We start from the raw sequence: 15,353 nt of genomic DNA, 5'->3' as shown, positions 1-15,353 counted from the left end.
CGCTAGCCGGGTGGTTGTTAGCGCGGGTTGGACTTGACTCGGCTTTCCGGACACCAAGCTAACTCCGCGTAGATTGTCGGAGTGGAGGTGTGACGGTGGCGAAGGAAGCGAAATCGAGCAACCGGACGCGGCGGATCTTTCTTGCCGAGTTCAAGCAGGAAGCGGTGCGGCGGATGGCGGAGCGCCGGGCGCAGGGCATTAGCGTGACGCAGATCGGGCGCGACTTGGATGTACGGCCCGAGATGTTGCGCGTGTGGGCGCACCAGCTGGCGGCGCAGGGTGGGGCGCCGCTGACGGATGTGTTTCTTGGTCAGGGCCGGTTGCCGAGCGAGTAGGAGAAGGTGCGGCGGCGTACTTCGCGAGGGAGTCGCGGGGAGCGACAAGTCCGCCGCCATTACCGCGCATTGGGGCCAGTTTCCGGTGCAGCGCATGTGTCGGGCCTTGGGCGTCAGTCTGAGCGGGTACTACGAGGCCAAGGCGCGCTTGGTGCAGGGACCATCGATCCTCGCGGGCCGATGAACAGCTGCTCGTGCACGTCCGCGCCGCGTTCACCAAGAGCCATGAGCCGCTACGGGGCGCCGCGCATCCTGCGGGCCGTGCGCGCGCAGGACGTACATGTGGGGAAGCATCGCATCGCGCGCGTGATGCGCACGGAAGGCCTGCGGGCGCGCGTGCCGCAGGCCTTCGTGTGCACCACGGACTCACGGCACGCGGATCCTATTGCCCAGAATCTGTTGGCGAGGCGGTTCGCGATCACGGATCATCCCGTGTCGAATCGTGCGTGGGTGGGCGATATGACCTACATCCCGACGCGCAGTGGCTGGCTCTATCTCGCGGTGCTGATCGATCTCGCGTCGTGGTTGGTGATCGGCTGGGCGACCAGCGCGTCGATGGCCACGGCGCTGCCGCTACGTGCCCTGCAGCAGGCCGTCGCGCGTCGGCCGCCGTCGGCGGGACTGCTGCAACACACGTTTAAGTCCGGGCAGCACGCGAGCGCGGAGTACCTCACCGCCCTCGCGCAGCAGCAGGTGCGCCAGAGCATGAGCCGCAAGGGGGACTGCCGGGACAACGCCGTTGCCGAAAGTTCTTTGCGACGCTCGAACACGAACTCCTCGCGCACACCGTGCTGCATTCGCATCACGACGCCAAGGTGGCCCTGACGGACGTCATCGAGCACTGGTACAATAGGGAGCGGCAGCACTCGGCGTTGAGGCTGTAGAAAAAGCCTCAACGTACTGACCGTAAAGGCCCCAAGTCGCGCGAAAACAGTGCTCGGTCATTCGATTCGGCATTGATAACTGGTGTCGCGGAGCGGTACGCGCGATACGCGCGTCATGCGCGACCGCACGCGGCCCTCCCGCCCCGTGATTTACGCGGCATACCCCGCGTGAGTGAGCTTTTCGATGTTGTGCACCAGGCAAAAGAGCAGCCACTGACCGTTCACTTTCGTGCGGCCGCGCAGCGTGAAGCGATCCAGCCGTTTGTTGTACCGCACGCTCGACAGCGAGGCGAGCCGACGCCACATTCGACGCAGGACCAACCCGTTGCGTGCTATCAAGTTCCGTTTCCACATTGGCATGTTTCGGGACTTTTCCTACAGTTTCGTTAGGCTTTGTGAGTCCGCAGCAGTACGAACACCAGCTCCGTCAAATGGCGCGAGCAGCGTGAACCATGTGTCCGTCAAATCGGGTCAAGTCCAGTCGCACACCCGGAGCAGATCCGTGTTATGCCCGTGAACATTCGCGGTAGGGCTGTTCGCAATCTGTCTACGGCACGACCGGCGGTGAATCCGCAAGATTGCAACAGCCGGAACATGGATACCACCGATTTTACAGAACCAACACGGAAAAGCCGATCGGCGTGCCACGGGCCATCGCATCGAGCCAAAGCATCGTTGCTTGGTTGTTCAATCAAAAAATGCCAAACTTTCCTAACAACAGCGACCTTGGTCGCACCCACGGAGCAGATCCGTGCTATGCCCGCGAAAATTCGCGGTATTGCTCTTTCCGCTGTTACCGGCCCGCCACCACGCGAATCCGCGGCCGCCAACCGACCCATTCCACGCAGCCCCCGTCGCGACAACATTGCGGGTCGCCACGGCGTAGCCCATAGTTGGTCCCGCCCACGTTCCCTCGGGCGATGTCGGTCCACCTATGCTCAACTCGCACATGCGAAATATTCGCGTCCTTGCCCTCGGTGCCGGTTTGTCCGGTCTGATGGCCAGTCCGCTCGCCGCCCAGACGGCGTTGCCGCCCAAGGCTTCCGCCAGCGATGCCGTCGTCAACGCCCTGCGGTGGCGCAACATCGGCCCCGCCAACATGATGGGGCGTATCGTCGATATCGAAGGCATCGCGTCGCCCTCGAAAACGTTCTACGTGTCCACCGCTGGTGGCGGACTTTGGAAGACCACCAACAACGGCACCACCTTCAAGGCCGTCATGGACACGGCCCGCGTGTCGTCGGGTGGTGATCTCGCGATTGCGCCGTCCGACACCAACGTGATCTACTGGGGCACCGGCGAAGCGAATTCGCGGAATTCCATCTCGCCCGGTGGCGGCATCTACAAGTCGGTCGACGGCGGCAAGTCGTGGACCTTCCTCGGCCTCGCCGACACGCGTGCCATCGGTCGCATTCAGGTGCACCCCACCGATCCGAATACCGTGTGGGTAGCCGCCCTCGGCCATCCGTGGGGACCGAACAAGGAACGCGGTCTCTACAAGACCACCGACGGCGGCAAGAACTGGCGCCTGGTGAAGTTCATCGACGACAAGACCGGCTTCGTGGATGTGCAGCTGGACCCGCGCAATCCGAATACCCTCTGGGCGTCGAGCTACGAGCGTGTGCGTGGACCGTACTTCCTGAAGTCGGGCGGCACCGGTTCGGCCCTTTGGAAGAGCACCGACGGTGGCGAAACGTTTGCCGAAGTGAAGGGCGGCGGCTTCCCCGCCACCACCAAGGGACGCATCGAGATCGCCATCGCCCGCTCGAATCCCGACGTGATGTACACCATGGTCGAAGCCGACACGGCGCCCAATCTCAAGAAGGACGCCAAGGTCGCCCCGCAGAAGCGGCCCAGTGGCCTCTATCGCTCGGAAGACGCCGGCAAGACGTGGGCGTACATGAGCCCCGAGAACACGCGTCCGTTCTACTACTCGCAGGTGCGCGTCGACCCGAAGGATCCGAACCGCGTGTACTGGTCGTCCACGCCGGTGAAGTACTCGAGCGACGGCGGCAAGACGGCCGGTAACACCACCGAAGGTATTCACGTGGACCATCATGCCATGTGGATCGACCCCAACGATCCGCAGCGCATCATCACCGGCAATGACGGTGGCGTCGGCGTGTCAAACGATCGCGGCGGCAACTGGTTCTTCCCCAACTCCATCGCGCTCGGCCAGTTCTACAACATCTCGGCTGACATGGGCGTGCCGTATCGCGTGTGCGGCGGACTGCAGGACAACGGATCGTGGTGCGGTCCGAGCCGTCGCAAGCAGGGCCCGGTCACCAACGCCATGTGGCACAACGTGGGTGGTGGCGACGGGTTCGTGACGCAGCAGGATCAGACCAACACCGACATCATGTATTCCACGTCGCAGGGCGGCAACATGGGTCGCCTGAACTTCGCGACCGGGGAACGCAACGCACTGCGCAAGCCCACGTGGCGCGACGGTGGCTACCTGCAGTGGAACGACTCTATCTACGCCGTGTGGCCGGATACCACGAAGCCGGCCACGGCGGCCCAGAAGAAGCAGATGGCGGCCTATCGCACACGTCAGCGCGCCGACTCGGTGGCGTACGCCCTGCGCTGGAACTGGAACACGCCGTACATCATCTCGAAGCACAATCCGGCCACGCTGTACTTCGGCGCCAACCGCGTGCTCAAGAGCGTGAAGTACGGCGACGAGATGTTCCCCATCTCCGGCGAACTCTCGTACGCCGACTCGGCCAAGCTGTTCGTCGCGCTCAAGACCACCGGTGGCATTACCCCCGATGTGACCGGCGCCGAGACGTTCGGCACGGTGGTGTCGCTGAACGAGTCGTCGATTCGTCCGGGGCTGCTGTACGCCGGCACCGACGACGGACGCGTATGGGTCACGCGCAATGATGGCGCGCAGTGGGAAGAAGTGACGAAGCACTTCACGGGCGTGCCGGCGGGCAGCTATGTGTCGCGCATCGAGCCGTCGCATTTCGACAGCGCCACGTTCTACGTGACGTTCGATAATCATCGCAACGACGATTACACGCCGTACGTGTTCATGACCACCAACTTCGGCCGCTCGTTCACGTCGATCGTGAACAACCTGCCCAAGGGTCAGACCGATTTCGTACACGTGATCCGCGAAGACACGAAGAATCAGGATCTGCTGTTCGTGGGCACCGATGTCGGCGCGTATGTGTCGATCGATCGCGGCCAGTCGTGGCAACGCTTCATGAGCGGCTTGGGCACCACGCCGGTGCACGATCTGCTTATTCATCCGCGCGATGGTGAGATCATTGCCGGCACGCACGGACGCTCAATCTGGATTGCCGACATCACGCCGCTGCAGCAGATGACGCCGGCCGTCATGGCGGCCAAGGCCACGTTGTTTGCGCCGCGCACGGCGTTCCAGTGGGGCGAGCAGACGATCAACGGCGGCAATGTAGGACAGGGCGTGTTTCAAGGCCCGAGCCCGACGTACGGCGCCTCGATCTGGTACCGACTGTCGGAGAACGCCGGTGGACAGGTACGCATGATCGTGCAGGACGCGAGCGGCGACACGATTCGCTCACTCACCGGTCCCGGTCAGGCTGGTTTGCACAACGTGGTGTGGGATATGCGCTCGCAGCGCCCGGCGCCGGCGCGGATCGCGCTCTCGCCGGCGCAGGTGCGTGACAGCGTGAACACGCAGCGCCGCGTACTGCGCGCACTCGATTCGCTGGAGAAGGCGGGTGCCGTGCCGGCCCCGATGCTGGCCATGATCCGCACCACGGTGCAGACCGGCCAGCAGCCGCCGCAGATGGCCGCCATGTTGGGCGGCGGCTTCGGTGGCGGCGGCGGTGGCGGCGGTCGTGGCGGCGCCGGTGCTGGCGTTTTCCAGGATCGTCCCGGCGAAACGCGGGCGCTGCCGAGTTTTGCGGCGGCGGCAGGTGGCCGTGGAGCGGCCGGTGGGGAAGGCGCGGCGGAAGCGCCGGCTGGTCCGGCCGGATTGCAGGCGGTGTTCGGTCCGCTGCGCGATGCGTTGGGTGATGACTTCGCCGCGATCGGCATCTTCCCGGGCGGCGGCGGTGGTGGTCGCGGTGGACGCGGCGGGCAGAATACGCTGGCGGGCACGGGCGACTACAAGATCACCATCATCGTGGGTGGCGCGTCGTACTCCAAGCTGCTGCGCATCGAGCGTGTGAGCGGCGGCGAAGGCGGTGGTGGATTCTTCGGGCTCGACGACGGCGAACGTCGCGAGCCGTAATCAGGCCGCGACGTGCACCAGTGGCCGCGACGCAATCGCGGTCACTGGTGTCGGCGCTGGACGCGCGATGAGATAGCCCTGCACGTACTTCGCGCCGTGCTGCTGCACCCATTCCAACTCGCCCTCGGTCTCGATGCCTTCCGCCAGCGCATCGATACCGAGGGCGTTGGCGACATCGAGCAGGTTGGCGGCGATACGGGCCTTGTACGGATCGCGGTCGACGTCGCGCACGAGCTCCATGTCGAGCTTGATGACGTCGGGGCGGAGCAGATGAATGAGATTCAGTGATGAATAGCCAGCGCCGACATCGTCGAGTGCAATCCGGAAGCCGGCACCGCGGTAGTAGTCCAGAATATTTCGCAGGTGCTTCGGATCGTGCGTGCGCTCCGTCTCCACGATCTCGAACACGACCTGGTTGCGTTCGATCCCGGCCTCGTCAATGGCCGCCACGGTGCTGCGGAGACACGCCTTCGGATCGTAGATCGCCGTTGGTGCAAAGTTGACGAACAGGGCGTGCGCGAGCCGATGCACGTGGGCGTTGGCAATGGCCGATCGGCGCGCGGAAAGGTCGAGCTGAAAGAGCAGTCCGGCGCCGCGGGCCGTCTCAAACAGCGTGCCGGGCGAGATGAAGCTGCCATCCGGATTGACGCCACGAAGGAGCGCTTCGTACCCATAGATCTGGTCGGGGTGATCGGCGTATACGATGGGCTGGAAGTGCGACGTCAGGCGACGTTCGCGCATCACCGCCATCAGCCAGCCGCTGCGTGCGCGGATGATGGCGCGCGAGAGTGGCTCCACCCGCGCGATGTCATTCGCCGTCGGTGCCTCGCCCGGCAGGCAGAACAGCGCGCGTGTATCGTCCTGCTCCACGGCCGAGAGCGCGTCGGCCAAGGCTTCGGCCACCGCCTCGCTCTGTGATGGGCAGACGTGAAACGCCGTGCCATTGCCCACCGACGGGCGGCCGTCGATGGCAAGGCCGCGGAGCGCCGCACGCACCTTTCCCGCGACGTGGTCGGCCGGGAACCAGCAATGCAGGTCGCCCGCCGTGAGGTCGGCAAGCGGCAACAACTCGCAGCGCGTACAGGGACGCGCCTTTCCCGACAAGGCAGCAGCCTCGCTCATACACACATCCGGACGAAAAATCCCTGAGTTGGCTGGCGCACGACGTCGTACGAACAGCCGAATTGTGCCATCGGGCACACGACTCAGGGACGACGTTTTCCAGTCTTCGTCACACGTTGCGCGGCGATCCGTTCGATTCCACGTCGTCGTCGGACACGGCGGCCAGTTTGGCGCCGAGCTCCGGGAACCCCCGCGCCATGGCCAGCATCGCGGGCGTGGACTTGTCGTCGGACGTGGCGTGCGCATCGGCCCCGCGCGCGATGAGCAGCTCGCACAGCGGCTCGTAGCCGCGCGAGGCCGCCAGATGCAGTGGGGTGTTGCCGTGTGAGTCCCGCGCGGTCACATCGGCCCCGGCGAAGACCAGCCGACGCACCAAGACGGGCAGCGTGTGGCCGGCCAGCGCGGCGTGCAGTGGCGAATTGCGCAGCGCATTGGTCGAGTGCGCGTCGAGCGGCGCCCCATGATCGATCAGCAAGGTCACCGCGTCGTCGCGCCCGAAGAAGGCCGCCAGATGCAGTGGGGTCCAGCCATCGCTGCTACGGCGCACGCGGGAGTCATCGTCATTCTCGAGGCAGGTCCGCAGGGCGACGACGTTGCCGAGGGCGGCGGCTTCGCAGGCGTCGATGGGCCGACCGCTGTGCAGCAAGTCGGCCAGCTCGGAGGCGCCCATGTAGCAGGCGTGCAGGACGAGGGATTCGCCGCCGGCGGCGCGTGCCATGACCAGCGAGGGATCGTCGGTCAACAGCGCCGTGATCGTATCGCGATCCTTCGAGCGGATTGCCGTCAGTAGCGTGTCAGGGGCGGTGCGAACCATGGGGGCAGTCTCGGCCTCGAGAGGAGCACGTGGCTCAGGGTGGCGAACAGTGTCTCAACTTGATCACGGGACGCCGGATTGGCTATCGTCTGCCCCCGTCGGCGCGTTAACCTCGCCGCATGCCTAAACGATTTCGGTCCATTTTCCGTCTGGTGGCGCCCCTGATGCTTCTCGCCTGTGCGTCAGGCGCGGGGCCGCGGCCAGCCCCGATCGGGACATCACTCGCGGCTCCCCTCGTGATCGCCCATCGGGGGGCGAGCGGACACCGCCCGGAGCATACGCTCGAGGGGTACGCACTGGCGGTGCAGATGGGCGCCGACTTCATCGAGCCCGATCTGGTGAGCACGAAGGACGGCGTACTGATCGCGCGGCATGAGAACGAGATCGGCGGCACCACCGACGTGGCCACGAAGTTCTCCTCGCGCCGCACGCGAAAGGTGATCGATGGCGATACGATCAACGGGTGGTTCACCGAGGACTTCACCCTCGCTGAACTGCGTACCCTTCGCGCGAAGGAGCGGCTTTCGTTCCGCTCCCATGCGCACGACGGACAGTTTCTCATACCGACGTTCGATGACGTCCTGTCGTTGGCTGACTCGCTGGGACGGCGTCGCGGTCGCGCCGTCGGCGTGTATCCGGAAACGAAGCATCCCACGTACTTTCGTGGCGTTGGACTGCCGATCGAGGAACCGATGCTGCGTGCCCTGCGTGCGCGCGGACTCGATCGTGCCGACGCGCCGGTGTTTATCCAGAGCTTCGAAAGTGGAAATCTCCGCGTGCTCGCCACTCAGACGCGGATTCGTCTCATTCAGCTTGTGTCGTCGGCACCGCAGGTGACGCCGACGGCCCTTCGTGATATCGCCACCTATGCGTATGGCGTGGGCGCGAACACGCGACAGATTGTCGGTGACGATTCCTCCGCCGTGCCGACCTCACTCATTGCCGATGCGCACGACGCCGGCCTGCGCGTGCACGCGTGGACGCTGCGACCTGAGCCGCTGTTCCTTGCCAAGCGCTACGGTGGCGATCCGCTCGCCGAAGTACGCGAGTTGGTGCGACTCGGTGTGGATGGATTGTTCGGCGATTATCCCGATCAAATCGTGACGGGACTCCGCAAGTAAGAAAAGACGCGCCGTCACAATTGTGAGGCGCGTTTCATGCATTGCCCTCTCTCTCGATCATTCACTTCAAGAGAGGACATCGCATGCACAATGTGCTGCAGAATACAGCTCGTGTCACACATCGCTTCGTCGTTGGCGCGTCCGCTGCCGTCGCGCTCGTTACCAGCGTTGCCGCGACGCCCGACGCGTCCGCGCAAGGCGTGCGCTTCACGCTCGCGCCGTCGGCCGAATACACATGGTGGGACAAGAGCCTCGGTATCGAGGACGCGCCGTTCTATGGAGGGCGGTTCGGCGCGGATTTTGGTTCGCTGCTGTCGCTGAGTGGTTACTATCATCGCGCCAACGGTCTTGGTGTGACACGCGACAGTCTGCTGTCGAGCGGTGTCGTGCAGCGTGGACCGCGTCGCACCACGACGGATGTCAGCAACTTCGGTGGCAATCTCGCGATTCGATTGAGCACGGGCCGCCTCGCGCCGTTCTTGTCGGCCGGCGCTGGTGTCATGCGCTTCGAAGCCGATAGCCTCGAGCGTCAGGATCAGATCAACTATCGCTACGGCGGTGGTATTCAGTACGACGCCACACCGAACATCCGCGCGATGGTGATGCTGGAGGATTCCCGCTTTCGTTTAGCGCCGGGCACGCTGTTCACCAACACCACCGGTGGCAACTCGCTGGCCGAACGTCGGGTGACGCGCAGCAACTGGACCGCCAGCGCGGGCCTGGGCATCGCCATCGGCGGCGCGCTCGACGAGCAGGCCGACGATGATGAACGGACGGAGCGCTGGTCGATCGGCTCTGTGCCGCTCGAGGCCTTCGCCGGTCGTCTCGACTTCGATGACAAGTCGTTGCCGCGTCAGGCCTTAGTAGGTGTTCGGACGGGTATCGACGTGGGGCAGTTCGTGGGGCTCCGTGCCTTCTACTGGCAAGGACGCTCGGGCAACCTGCGCGACAAGCAGCCGATGCAGAGCTACGGCGGTGAAGCGCAGTTCAACTTCACGCGCTCGCGTGGCCCGTCACCGTTCATCGTACTCGGCGCCGGTCGTCTCGACTTCGGCGAGGACTATCGCGATACGCTCGGCCGTGCGCGCAACGTGGAAACCGCGCTGATCGCCGGTGCCGGCGTGGCGTTTCGTCTGACGGACAACTTCCGACTCAATGTCGCAGTGCGTGACTACGTGCGCGGTCCGCAGGATCTGGATAGCTTGAACAGCACCGATCAGCTTACGAACAACCTGATGTACACGGTTGGTCTCGGGTTTGATTTGGGACGGTCGCGGAAGTCGATGCCGAGTCGCGACGAGCGCGATGCACGTGCCGAACGGGAGCGTGACATGCGCGATCGCGAGGATCGCGACAACCGCATGATGACACGCGACGCCGATCTGCTGCGTATGCGCCGCGAGATGGCGGCACGCGACACTATGGTAGATGGGCGCGACAGCATGATGGTGATGGAACGCCGTGTAGTGCGACGGAATGCGCAGCCGCCAGTGCAGCCGGCGCGTCCCACCATGATCACGCTCCCGGCACCGACCGTCGGTGAGTTGTACATCCGCTACGGCGACAGCACGCAGCGCACGATGCGTATCACACCGGCCGATGCGCAGCGAATGTCGGATAGCACGACGGCGCGCAACTCGAACGACGCCATGATTCGCGAGCTGCGTGGACAGATCGAACGTCTCGAAGCGAGACTGCGCACGCCCGATGCGGCAGGCAAGGAAACGGTGAAGGACGAAGAGGTCCGCGCCCTGCGTGCGCGCCTCGACGCGCTGGAGACACAGCTGCGCATGACACCCGCGCCGGTGGCGTCGACACCGAATGTGGTCGTGGTGCCGTCGTCGACCACGACGACGAATGTCCCGATGACGTCGCCGATGTCATCGCCGATGATGTCGGATGACGCCAGCGCGATGCGCATTCAACAGGTCTCGCCGTACGTGGCCGGCTTCGACCAGTTGGTGATCGGCGCCCAGCTCGACATGGGCCCCGTGTTCGGGATCCCCGCGCTGCGCCTGGTTCCGGACTTCGCCCTTGGACTCGGCAATGACGTGTCGCTGTCGCTCGCGGTGGGTGCCCAGTATGACTTCGGAGCGCTCCGCCTGAGCACGCCGGGCATGTTTCGCCCGTATCTCCGCGCCGGGCTCGGCTTCCTCGCGGCGAGTGGTGAGCGCGATTCCGAGTTCGGTGTGAACGCGGCCTATGGTCTCACGTACCAGCGGCCCACGCCGGTCGGTACCGCGGTAGATCGTCGTCGCCCGCAGTATTTCGTGGAGCACCAGGGCATCAACTTCTTCAGCACCAACCGCTTCCTCGTGGGCATGCGCTTTCTCACGAAGTAGGTCGCGGCTGGTAAGACAGTGGGACGTTGGACATTCGGTCGGCCAGTCTGCTAACTCGGGTGTCCAACGGTACATTCTGAGACAATGACAGAGATTCCTGCGACCAGTCGGCTGGAGAAGGACCTCCCGCTCCGCGATGACATCCGCTTGTTGGGGCGTGTGCTGGGCGATACGCTGCGCGAGCAGGAGGGCGACGAGATCTTTCAGCTCGTCGAATCGGTGCGACAGACCGCGGTACGCTTCGCGCGTGCGGGAAGTCCCGACGATCGTGCCGAGCTGCATCGTCTCCTCGATGGATTGCCGCCCGAGGACATGCACCGCGTGGTGCGCGCGTTCGCCTACTTTCTGCAACTGGCGAACATCGCGGAAGACACGCACCGGTCGCGCCGTCGGCGCGAGCACGAGATCATGGGGTCACCCCCTCGCGAGGGGAGTCTGGCCTTTTCGCTCGATGCGGTGATTCGCGAGAGGCCGGACGCCGCCGCGCAAGTAGCCGCCTTTTTCGCTACGGCGCTCGTGTCACCGGTGCTCACGGCGCATCCCACGGAAGTGCAGCGACAGAGTACGCAGCACGCGCTGCAGCAGATCGCCGAACTGCTGGACCGTCGCGACCGGATGGCGCTCACGCCCGACGAGCAGCGCGACGCCGACGAAACGCTCAAACAGGTCGTGCTCACGCTCTGGCACACGCGCATGGTGCGCAGTGAACGGCTGCGCGTGATCGATGAAGTGAAGAACGGCATCAACTATTTCCATAGCACGTTCTTCACCGAATTGCCGCGCTTGCACGGCGATACCGAGGACCTGCTGCGCAAGCGCTTCCCTGACCATACGTGGGCACTGCCGCCGTTTCTGCGCGTGGGCAGCTGGATCGGCGGCGATCGCGATGGCAATCCTTTCGTGACGGCGGAGACGTTGCGGGAAACCGTACGCTTGCAGGCGTCGGCCACGATCGAGTTCTACCTCGAGGAGGTGCACGCGCTGGGCTTTGACCTCCCGCTCTCGGAACGACTGGTGCCCGTGACGGCCGAGCTTTCCGCACTCGCGGCGCGTTCGCCCGACATGTCATCGCAGCGGCTCGATGAGCCGTACCGCCGCGCGCTGATCGGGATCTACTCACGCCTCGCGGCCACCGCGCACGCGCTGGGATTGCCGGCGCCGATCCGACAGGCCATCGGTACTGACGCCCCGTACGCCACCGCGGCGGCGCTTCGCGATGATCTCGTGGTCGTTCGGGACTCGCTGCAGCAGCACGGCGCGGCACGGCTCACGACGGGGCGCTTACGTCGCCTGCTACGCGCGGTCGAGCTGTTCGGTTTTCACTTGGCACCACTCGACCTGCGTCAGAATTCCGAAGTGCACGAGCGCGTAGCGGCGGAGCTGTTATCGAGTGCGGGCGTCTGCGTCGACTACGCGTTGCGAACCGAAGCCGAGCGCGTCGCGGTGCTGTCGAAAGAGCTGGCCGGCACACGCCCGTTGTACTCGCCACATCTGTCGTACTCCGAGGAGGTCGCCGGGGAACTGGCGATTGCCTTCGCGGCGCGTGAACTCCGTGAGCGGTTCGGTCCTACGCTGCTGCCGCACTACATCATCTCGAAATGCGATGGCGTGTCGGACCTGCTGGAAGTGGCACTGGTGCTCAAGGAGGCGGGACTCGCGCGAGGCGGTGCGTCACCGACTGCCGCGATGCAGATCATTCCGCTCTTCGAGACCATCGACGACCTGCGACGGGCCGGTGGCACGATGGACGCGCTCTTCACGTTACCGGAGTACCGCTCCCTGGTTACATCGCAGGGCGACGTGCAGGAAGTGATGCTGGGATACTCCGACAGCAACAAGGACGGCGGTTTTCTGACCTCCGGGTGGGAGTTGTATCAGGCCGAGCTGGCCTTGATGCGGGTGTTTGCCTCGCACGGCGTGCGGTTGCGGCTCTTTCACGGGCGCGGCGGCTCGGTGGGACGCGGTGGTGGGCCAAGCTACGAGGCGATCCTGGCGCAGCCGGCGGGGGCGGTGAGTGGGCATATCCGCATCACCGAGCAAGGCGAAGTGATCGCGTCGAAGTACGCTACGCCTGATGTCGGGCGGCGCAATCTCGAGCTGTTGGTGGCGGCGACCCTCGAGGCCTCGCTCACCGATCATGAGCAGCGCGGTGAGCACGCCGACAGTGTGGCGCAGGACTTCCATCCCGTCATGGAGCGCTTGTCGGCGGTCGCGTTCCGGGCGTACCGCGCATTGGTGTACGAAACGCCGGGCTTCGTACAATATTTCCGCGAATCCACACCGCTGGCCGAAATCGCCACGCTCAACATCGGCAGCCGACCGGCTTCTCGGCGCCCGAGTGAACGCATCGAGGACCTGCGCGCCATTCCCTGGGTGTTTTCGTGGGCGCAGTGCCGTCTCATGCTGCCGGGTTGGTACGGATTCGGTTCGGCCATCGCGGCGTATCTCGCGGACACGCCGAACGGTCTCCCCATGCTGCAGCGTATGGCGCAGCACTGGCCGTTCTTTCGCACGCTGTTGTCGAACATCGACATGGTGCTGGCGAAGTCGGATCTTGCCGTGGCGTCGCGCTACGCGGAGCTGGTGCAGGATGTCGAGGTGCGGCAGCGCGTGTTCTCCATGCTCTCGGCCGAGTGGCATCGCACGCGCGATGCCCTGCAGCAGATTACGGAGCAGGCGGAGTTGCTGGCGGAGAATCCGCTGCTCAAGCGATCGATCGCCAATCGCTTTCCGTACATGGACCCGCTCAATCACCTGCAGATCGAACTGTTGCGCCGGTATCGCGAAGCGCAGGCCACGGGTGCCGATACGGACGACGAGCGGCGCCGGCGCGGGATTCACATCACGATCAATGGGATCGCGGCGGGACTACGGAACAGCGGGTAACCGCGGCGACTCGTTCCGTCGATCCATCGCGTCGCGCCACGTTTCCAGTGACTGCACGCGTGCTTCAAGCGACGGCGTTGCCAGAGTCGGCGTCGGCGCAGTCGTCGGCGTAGCCGCGCGCGTAGCGTCGGTGGTGCGAAATCCAACGCTGCTCTCGCCGGTGGCGCCGCGCACGCCGCGGCCGGCGAGGCGCAGCACGGCGCGGCCGCCAGCGCCAAGCCAGAACAGGCGATACACGCTCTCGCCCACGCCGCGCCGCAACGGGGAATTCAGCAGGCCTACGATGGACAGGCCGCGAATGACATAGGCCGAGTACAGCATGATTGCGCCGGGCAGCGAGACGCTGAACAGGCCGGGGCTGTATTCCCTGCGCATCGATGCCAGCACATACCACCGGATCGCGAACGACGCCACGAACAGCGAGCCGAGAATCACGACCTGCTTCTGGCGGTGACGTACGGCCCCCGCATCGGCGCGCAGTTGCGCACGCTCCGCTTCACGCTCGGCCAGCACGGCCGCGAAGCCTGCCTGAATCTCCGAAATAGAAAAGCGGCGCCGCGCGAGTCGTCGCGCCTGTTGCACCAAGACCGCCAACCGCCCCCAGATCACGGCGCCGAAGAGCACCATGGGCAGAATGCGATCGAGATTACTGTCATATGCCTGTTCGAGCGCGAGCAGCAGCAGAAAGCCAATGATGATGGCGCCCACGAGCACCATGCCGGCCTGACTGGCTTCTTCGGCAAAGAGGCGAATGGGCAGTGGCACATCGGCGCGGCGCAACGCGGACGTGTCGAGGCGCTCGACCAGTTCATCGGCGGTGGCATAGCGCGATTCCGGCGTCTTCTGCGTGCACTGGGCGATGACGTCGGCCAGTAACGCCGGCACGTCGGCCCGGAGCTGCGCGATGGGCGGCACCGCTTCGGTGAGTTGCTTCACCAGCACCTTGGAAATCGAGTCGCCGGTAAAGCAGGGGTGTCCGGCCAGCGCGAACCACGCCACGAGCCCCAGCGAATAGAGATCGCTGCGCCCGTCGATGGTATCGCCCGACGCCTGTTCGGGGCTCATGTACTCGGGCGTACCCACGACTTCACCCACGCGCGTAAGTGACGGCGTGGCCGCGGCGGCGGTGATCGAGCGGGAAATGCCGAAGTCCATGACCAACGCGCGTCCGGTAGCGCGCTCGATCATGATGTTGTCCGGCTTGATGTCGCGATGCACGACGCCGCGGCTGTGCGCGTAGGCCATCGCGTAGCTCACATCCTGCAGCATGCGCACGGTGTCACGCACCGACATCGGTCCGGAGCGCTTCACGAGATCGGCGACGCTCTCGCCCTCTACGTAGCCCATGGCAAAGGCGAGCAAACCGTCGCGGTCTTCGACACTGAACACCGGAACGATGTTCGGGTGCGAGAACGACGCGGCGGTGCGCGTCTCTCGGAGGAAGCGTTCGCGCAGATCACTCTGCTGCGCAAACTCGGGTGGCAGCACCTTGATGGCCACGTGGCGATCAAGCTGTCGATCGCGGGCGAGGTATACTGCGCCCATACCGCCCTGTCCCAACAGGCGCTCGATGGAGAAGCGATCACCGATCGCTGCGTTCAGGTCGGTGATCGCTTCTCGCATC

General features: G+C 64.9%; 9 protein-coding genes and 1 pseudogene. 6 read left to right on the top strand and 4 right to left on the bottom strand.

Features of this window, described 5'->3' with window-relative positions:
- Positions 1-89 precede the first annotated feature (89 nt).
- Together RMP10_RS03975 and RMP10_RS03970 are read left to right on the top strand one after the other, a co-directional pair.
- The gene (locus RMP10_RS03975; protein ID WP_310569133.1) at positions 90-335 is read left to right on the top strand and encodes a transposase; all 246 of its coding nucleotides are present in this window, start codon (positions 90-92) and stop codon (positions 333-335) included.
- Between the two features lie 225 nt (positions 336-560).
- Positions 561-1,160: an IS3 family transposase gene (locus RMP10_RS03970; protein WP_310569132.1), complete on the top strand. Its 600-nt coding sequence runs from the start codon at positions 561-563 to the stop codon at positions 1,158-1,160.
- Positions 1,161-1,369: 209 nt separating this feature from the next.
- On the opposite strand, the pseudogene RMP10_RS03965 reads toward RMP10_RS03970, so the two are convergent.
- A pseudogene (locus tag RMP10_RS03965) lies at positions 1,370-1,498 on the bottom strand (transposase); the annotation flags it as partial.
- 670 nt (positions 1,499-2,168) lie between these two features.
- Here RMP10_RS03965 and RMP10_RS03960 point away from each other — a divergent pair.
- A complete protein-coding gene (locus RMP10_RS03960) occupies positions 2,169-5,444 on the top strand; it encodes a hypothetical protein (RefSeq protein ID WP_310569130.1) in 3,276 nt (1,091 codons plus the stop codon).
- Here the strand turns inward: RMP10_RS03960 and RMP10_RS03955 are convergent, their stop codons facing one another.
- Both RMP10_RS03955 and RMP10_RS03950 read right to left on the bottom strand, forming a co-directional pair.
- Positions 5,445-6,566: an EAL domain-containing protein gene (locus RMP10_RS03955; protein WP_310569129.1), complete on the bottom strand. Its 1,122-nt coding sequence runs from the start codon at positions 6,564-6,566 to the stop codon at positions 5,445-5,447. It lies immediately after the preceding gene.
- A gap of 109 nt (positions 6,567-6,675) precedes the next feature.
- A complete protein-coding gene (locus RMP10_RS03950) occupies positions 6,676-7,380 on the bottom strand; it encodes an ankyrin repeat domain-containing protein (RefSeq protein WP_310569128.1) in 705 nt (234 codons plus the stop codon).
- Positions 7,381-7,499: 119 nt separating this feature from the next.
- Between RMP10_RS03950 and RMP10_RS03945 the strand changes: the two genes are divergently transcribed.
- The 3 genes from RMP10_RS03945 (at position 7,500) to ppc (ending at position 13,729) form a co-directional block, all read left to right on the top strand.
- Positions 7,500-8,501 carry a glycerophosphodiester phosphodiesterase gene (locus tag RMP10_RS03945; RefSeq protein WP_310569127.1) on the top strand — a complete coding sequence of 334 codons (1,002 nt, stop codon included), beginning with the start codon at positions 7,500-7,502 and terminating at the stop codon, positions 8,499-8,501.
- Between the two features lie 83 nt (positions 8,502-8,584).
- Positions 8,585-10,843: an outer membrane beta-barrel protein gene (locus tag RMP10_RS03940; protein WP_310569126.1), complete on the top strand. Its 2,259-nt coding sequence runs from the start codon at positions 8,585-8,587 to the stop codon at positions 10,841-10,843.
- A gap of 84 nt (positions 10,844-10,927) precedes the next feature.
- Positions 10,928-13,729: a phosphoenolpyruvate carboxylase gene (ppc, locus tag RMP10_RS03935; protein WP_310569125.1), complete on the top strand. Its 2,802-nt coding sequence runs from the start codon at positions 10,928-10,930 to the stop codon at positions 13,727-13,729.
- On the opposite strand, the gene RMP10_RS03930 is transcribed toward ppc, so the two are convergent.
- Complete coding sequence (locus RMP10_RS03930) at positions 13,712-15,352, bottom strand: serine/threonine-protein kinase (RefSeq protein ID WP_310569124.1); 1,641 nt, start codon at positions 15,350-15,352, stop codon at positions 13,712-13,714. The genes ppc and RMP10_RS03930 overlap by 18 nt on opposite strands.
- Between the last annotated feature and the right edge of the window lies 1 nt (position 15,353).

The organism is Gemmatimonas sp., assembly GCF_031426495.1.
Taxonomy (GTDB): domain Bacteria; phylum Gemmatimonadota; class Gemmatimonadetes; order Gemmatimonadales; family Gemmatimonadaceae; genus Gemmatimonas.
Note: the sequence above shows the minus strand (reverse complement) of the source record. Positions and strands in the feature narration are given on the sequence as shown.

Excerpts from the sequence above, each read along its gene's own strand:
- RMP10_RS03960 (WP_310569130.1), top strand. The coding sequence starts at position 2,169 with ATGCGAAATATTCGCGTCCTTGCCCTCGGTGCCGGTTTGTCCGGTCTG.
- RMP10_RS03930 (WP_310569124.1), bottom strand. The coding sequence starts at position 15,352 with ATGCGAGAAGCGATCACCGACCTGAACGCAGCGATCGGTGATCGCTTC.
- ppc (WP_310569125.1), top strand. The coding sequence starts at position 10,928 with ATGACAGAGATTCCTGCGACCAGTCGGCTGGAGAAGGACCTCCCGCTC.
- RMP10_RS03950 (WP_310569128.1), bottom strand. The coding sequence starts at position 7,380 with ATGGTTCGCACCGCCCCTGACACGCTACTGACGGCAATCCGCTCGAAG.
- RMP10_RS03945 (WP_310569127.1), top strand. The coding sequence starts at position 7,500 with ATGCCTAAACGATTTCGGTCCATTTTCCGTCTGGTGGCGCCCCTGATG.
- RMP10_RS03940 (WP_310569126.1), top strand. The coding sequence starts at position 8,585 with ATGCACAATGTGCTGCAGAATACAGCTCGTGTCACACATCGCTTCGTC.
- RMP10_RS03955 (WP_310569129.1), bottom strand. The coding sequence starts at position 6,566 with ATGAGCGAGGCTGCTGCCTTGTCGGGAAAGGCGCGTCCCTGTACGCGC.
- RMP10_RS03970 (WP_310569132.1), top strand. The coding sequence starts at position 561 with ATGAGCCGCTACGGGGCGCCGCGCATCCTGCGGGCCGTGCGCGCGCAG.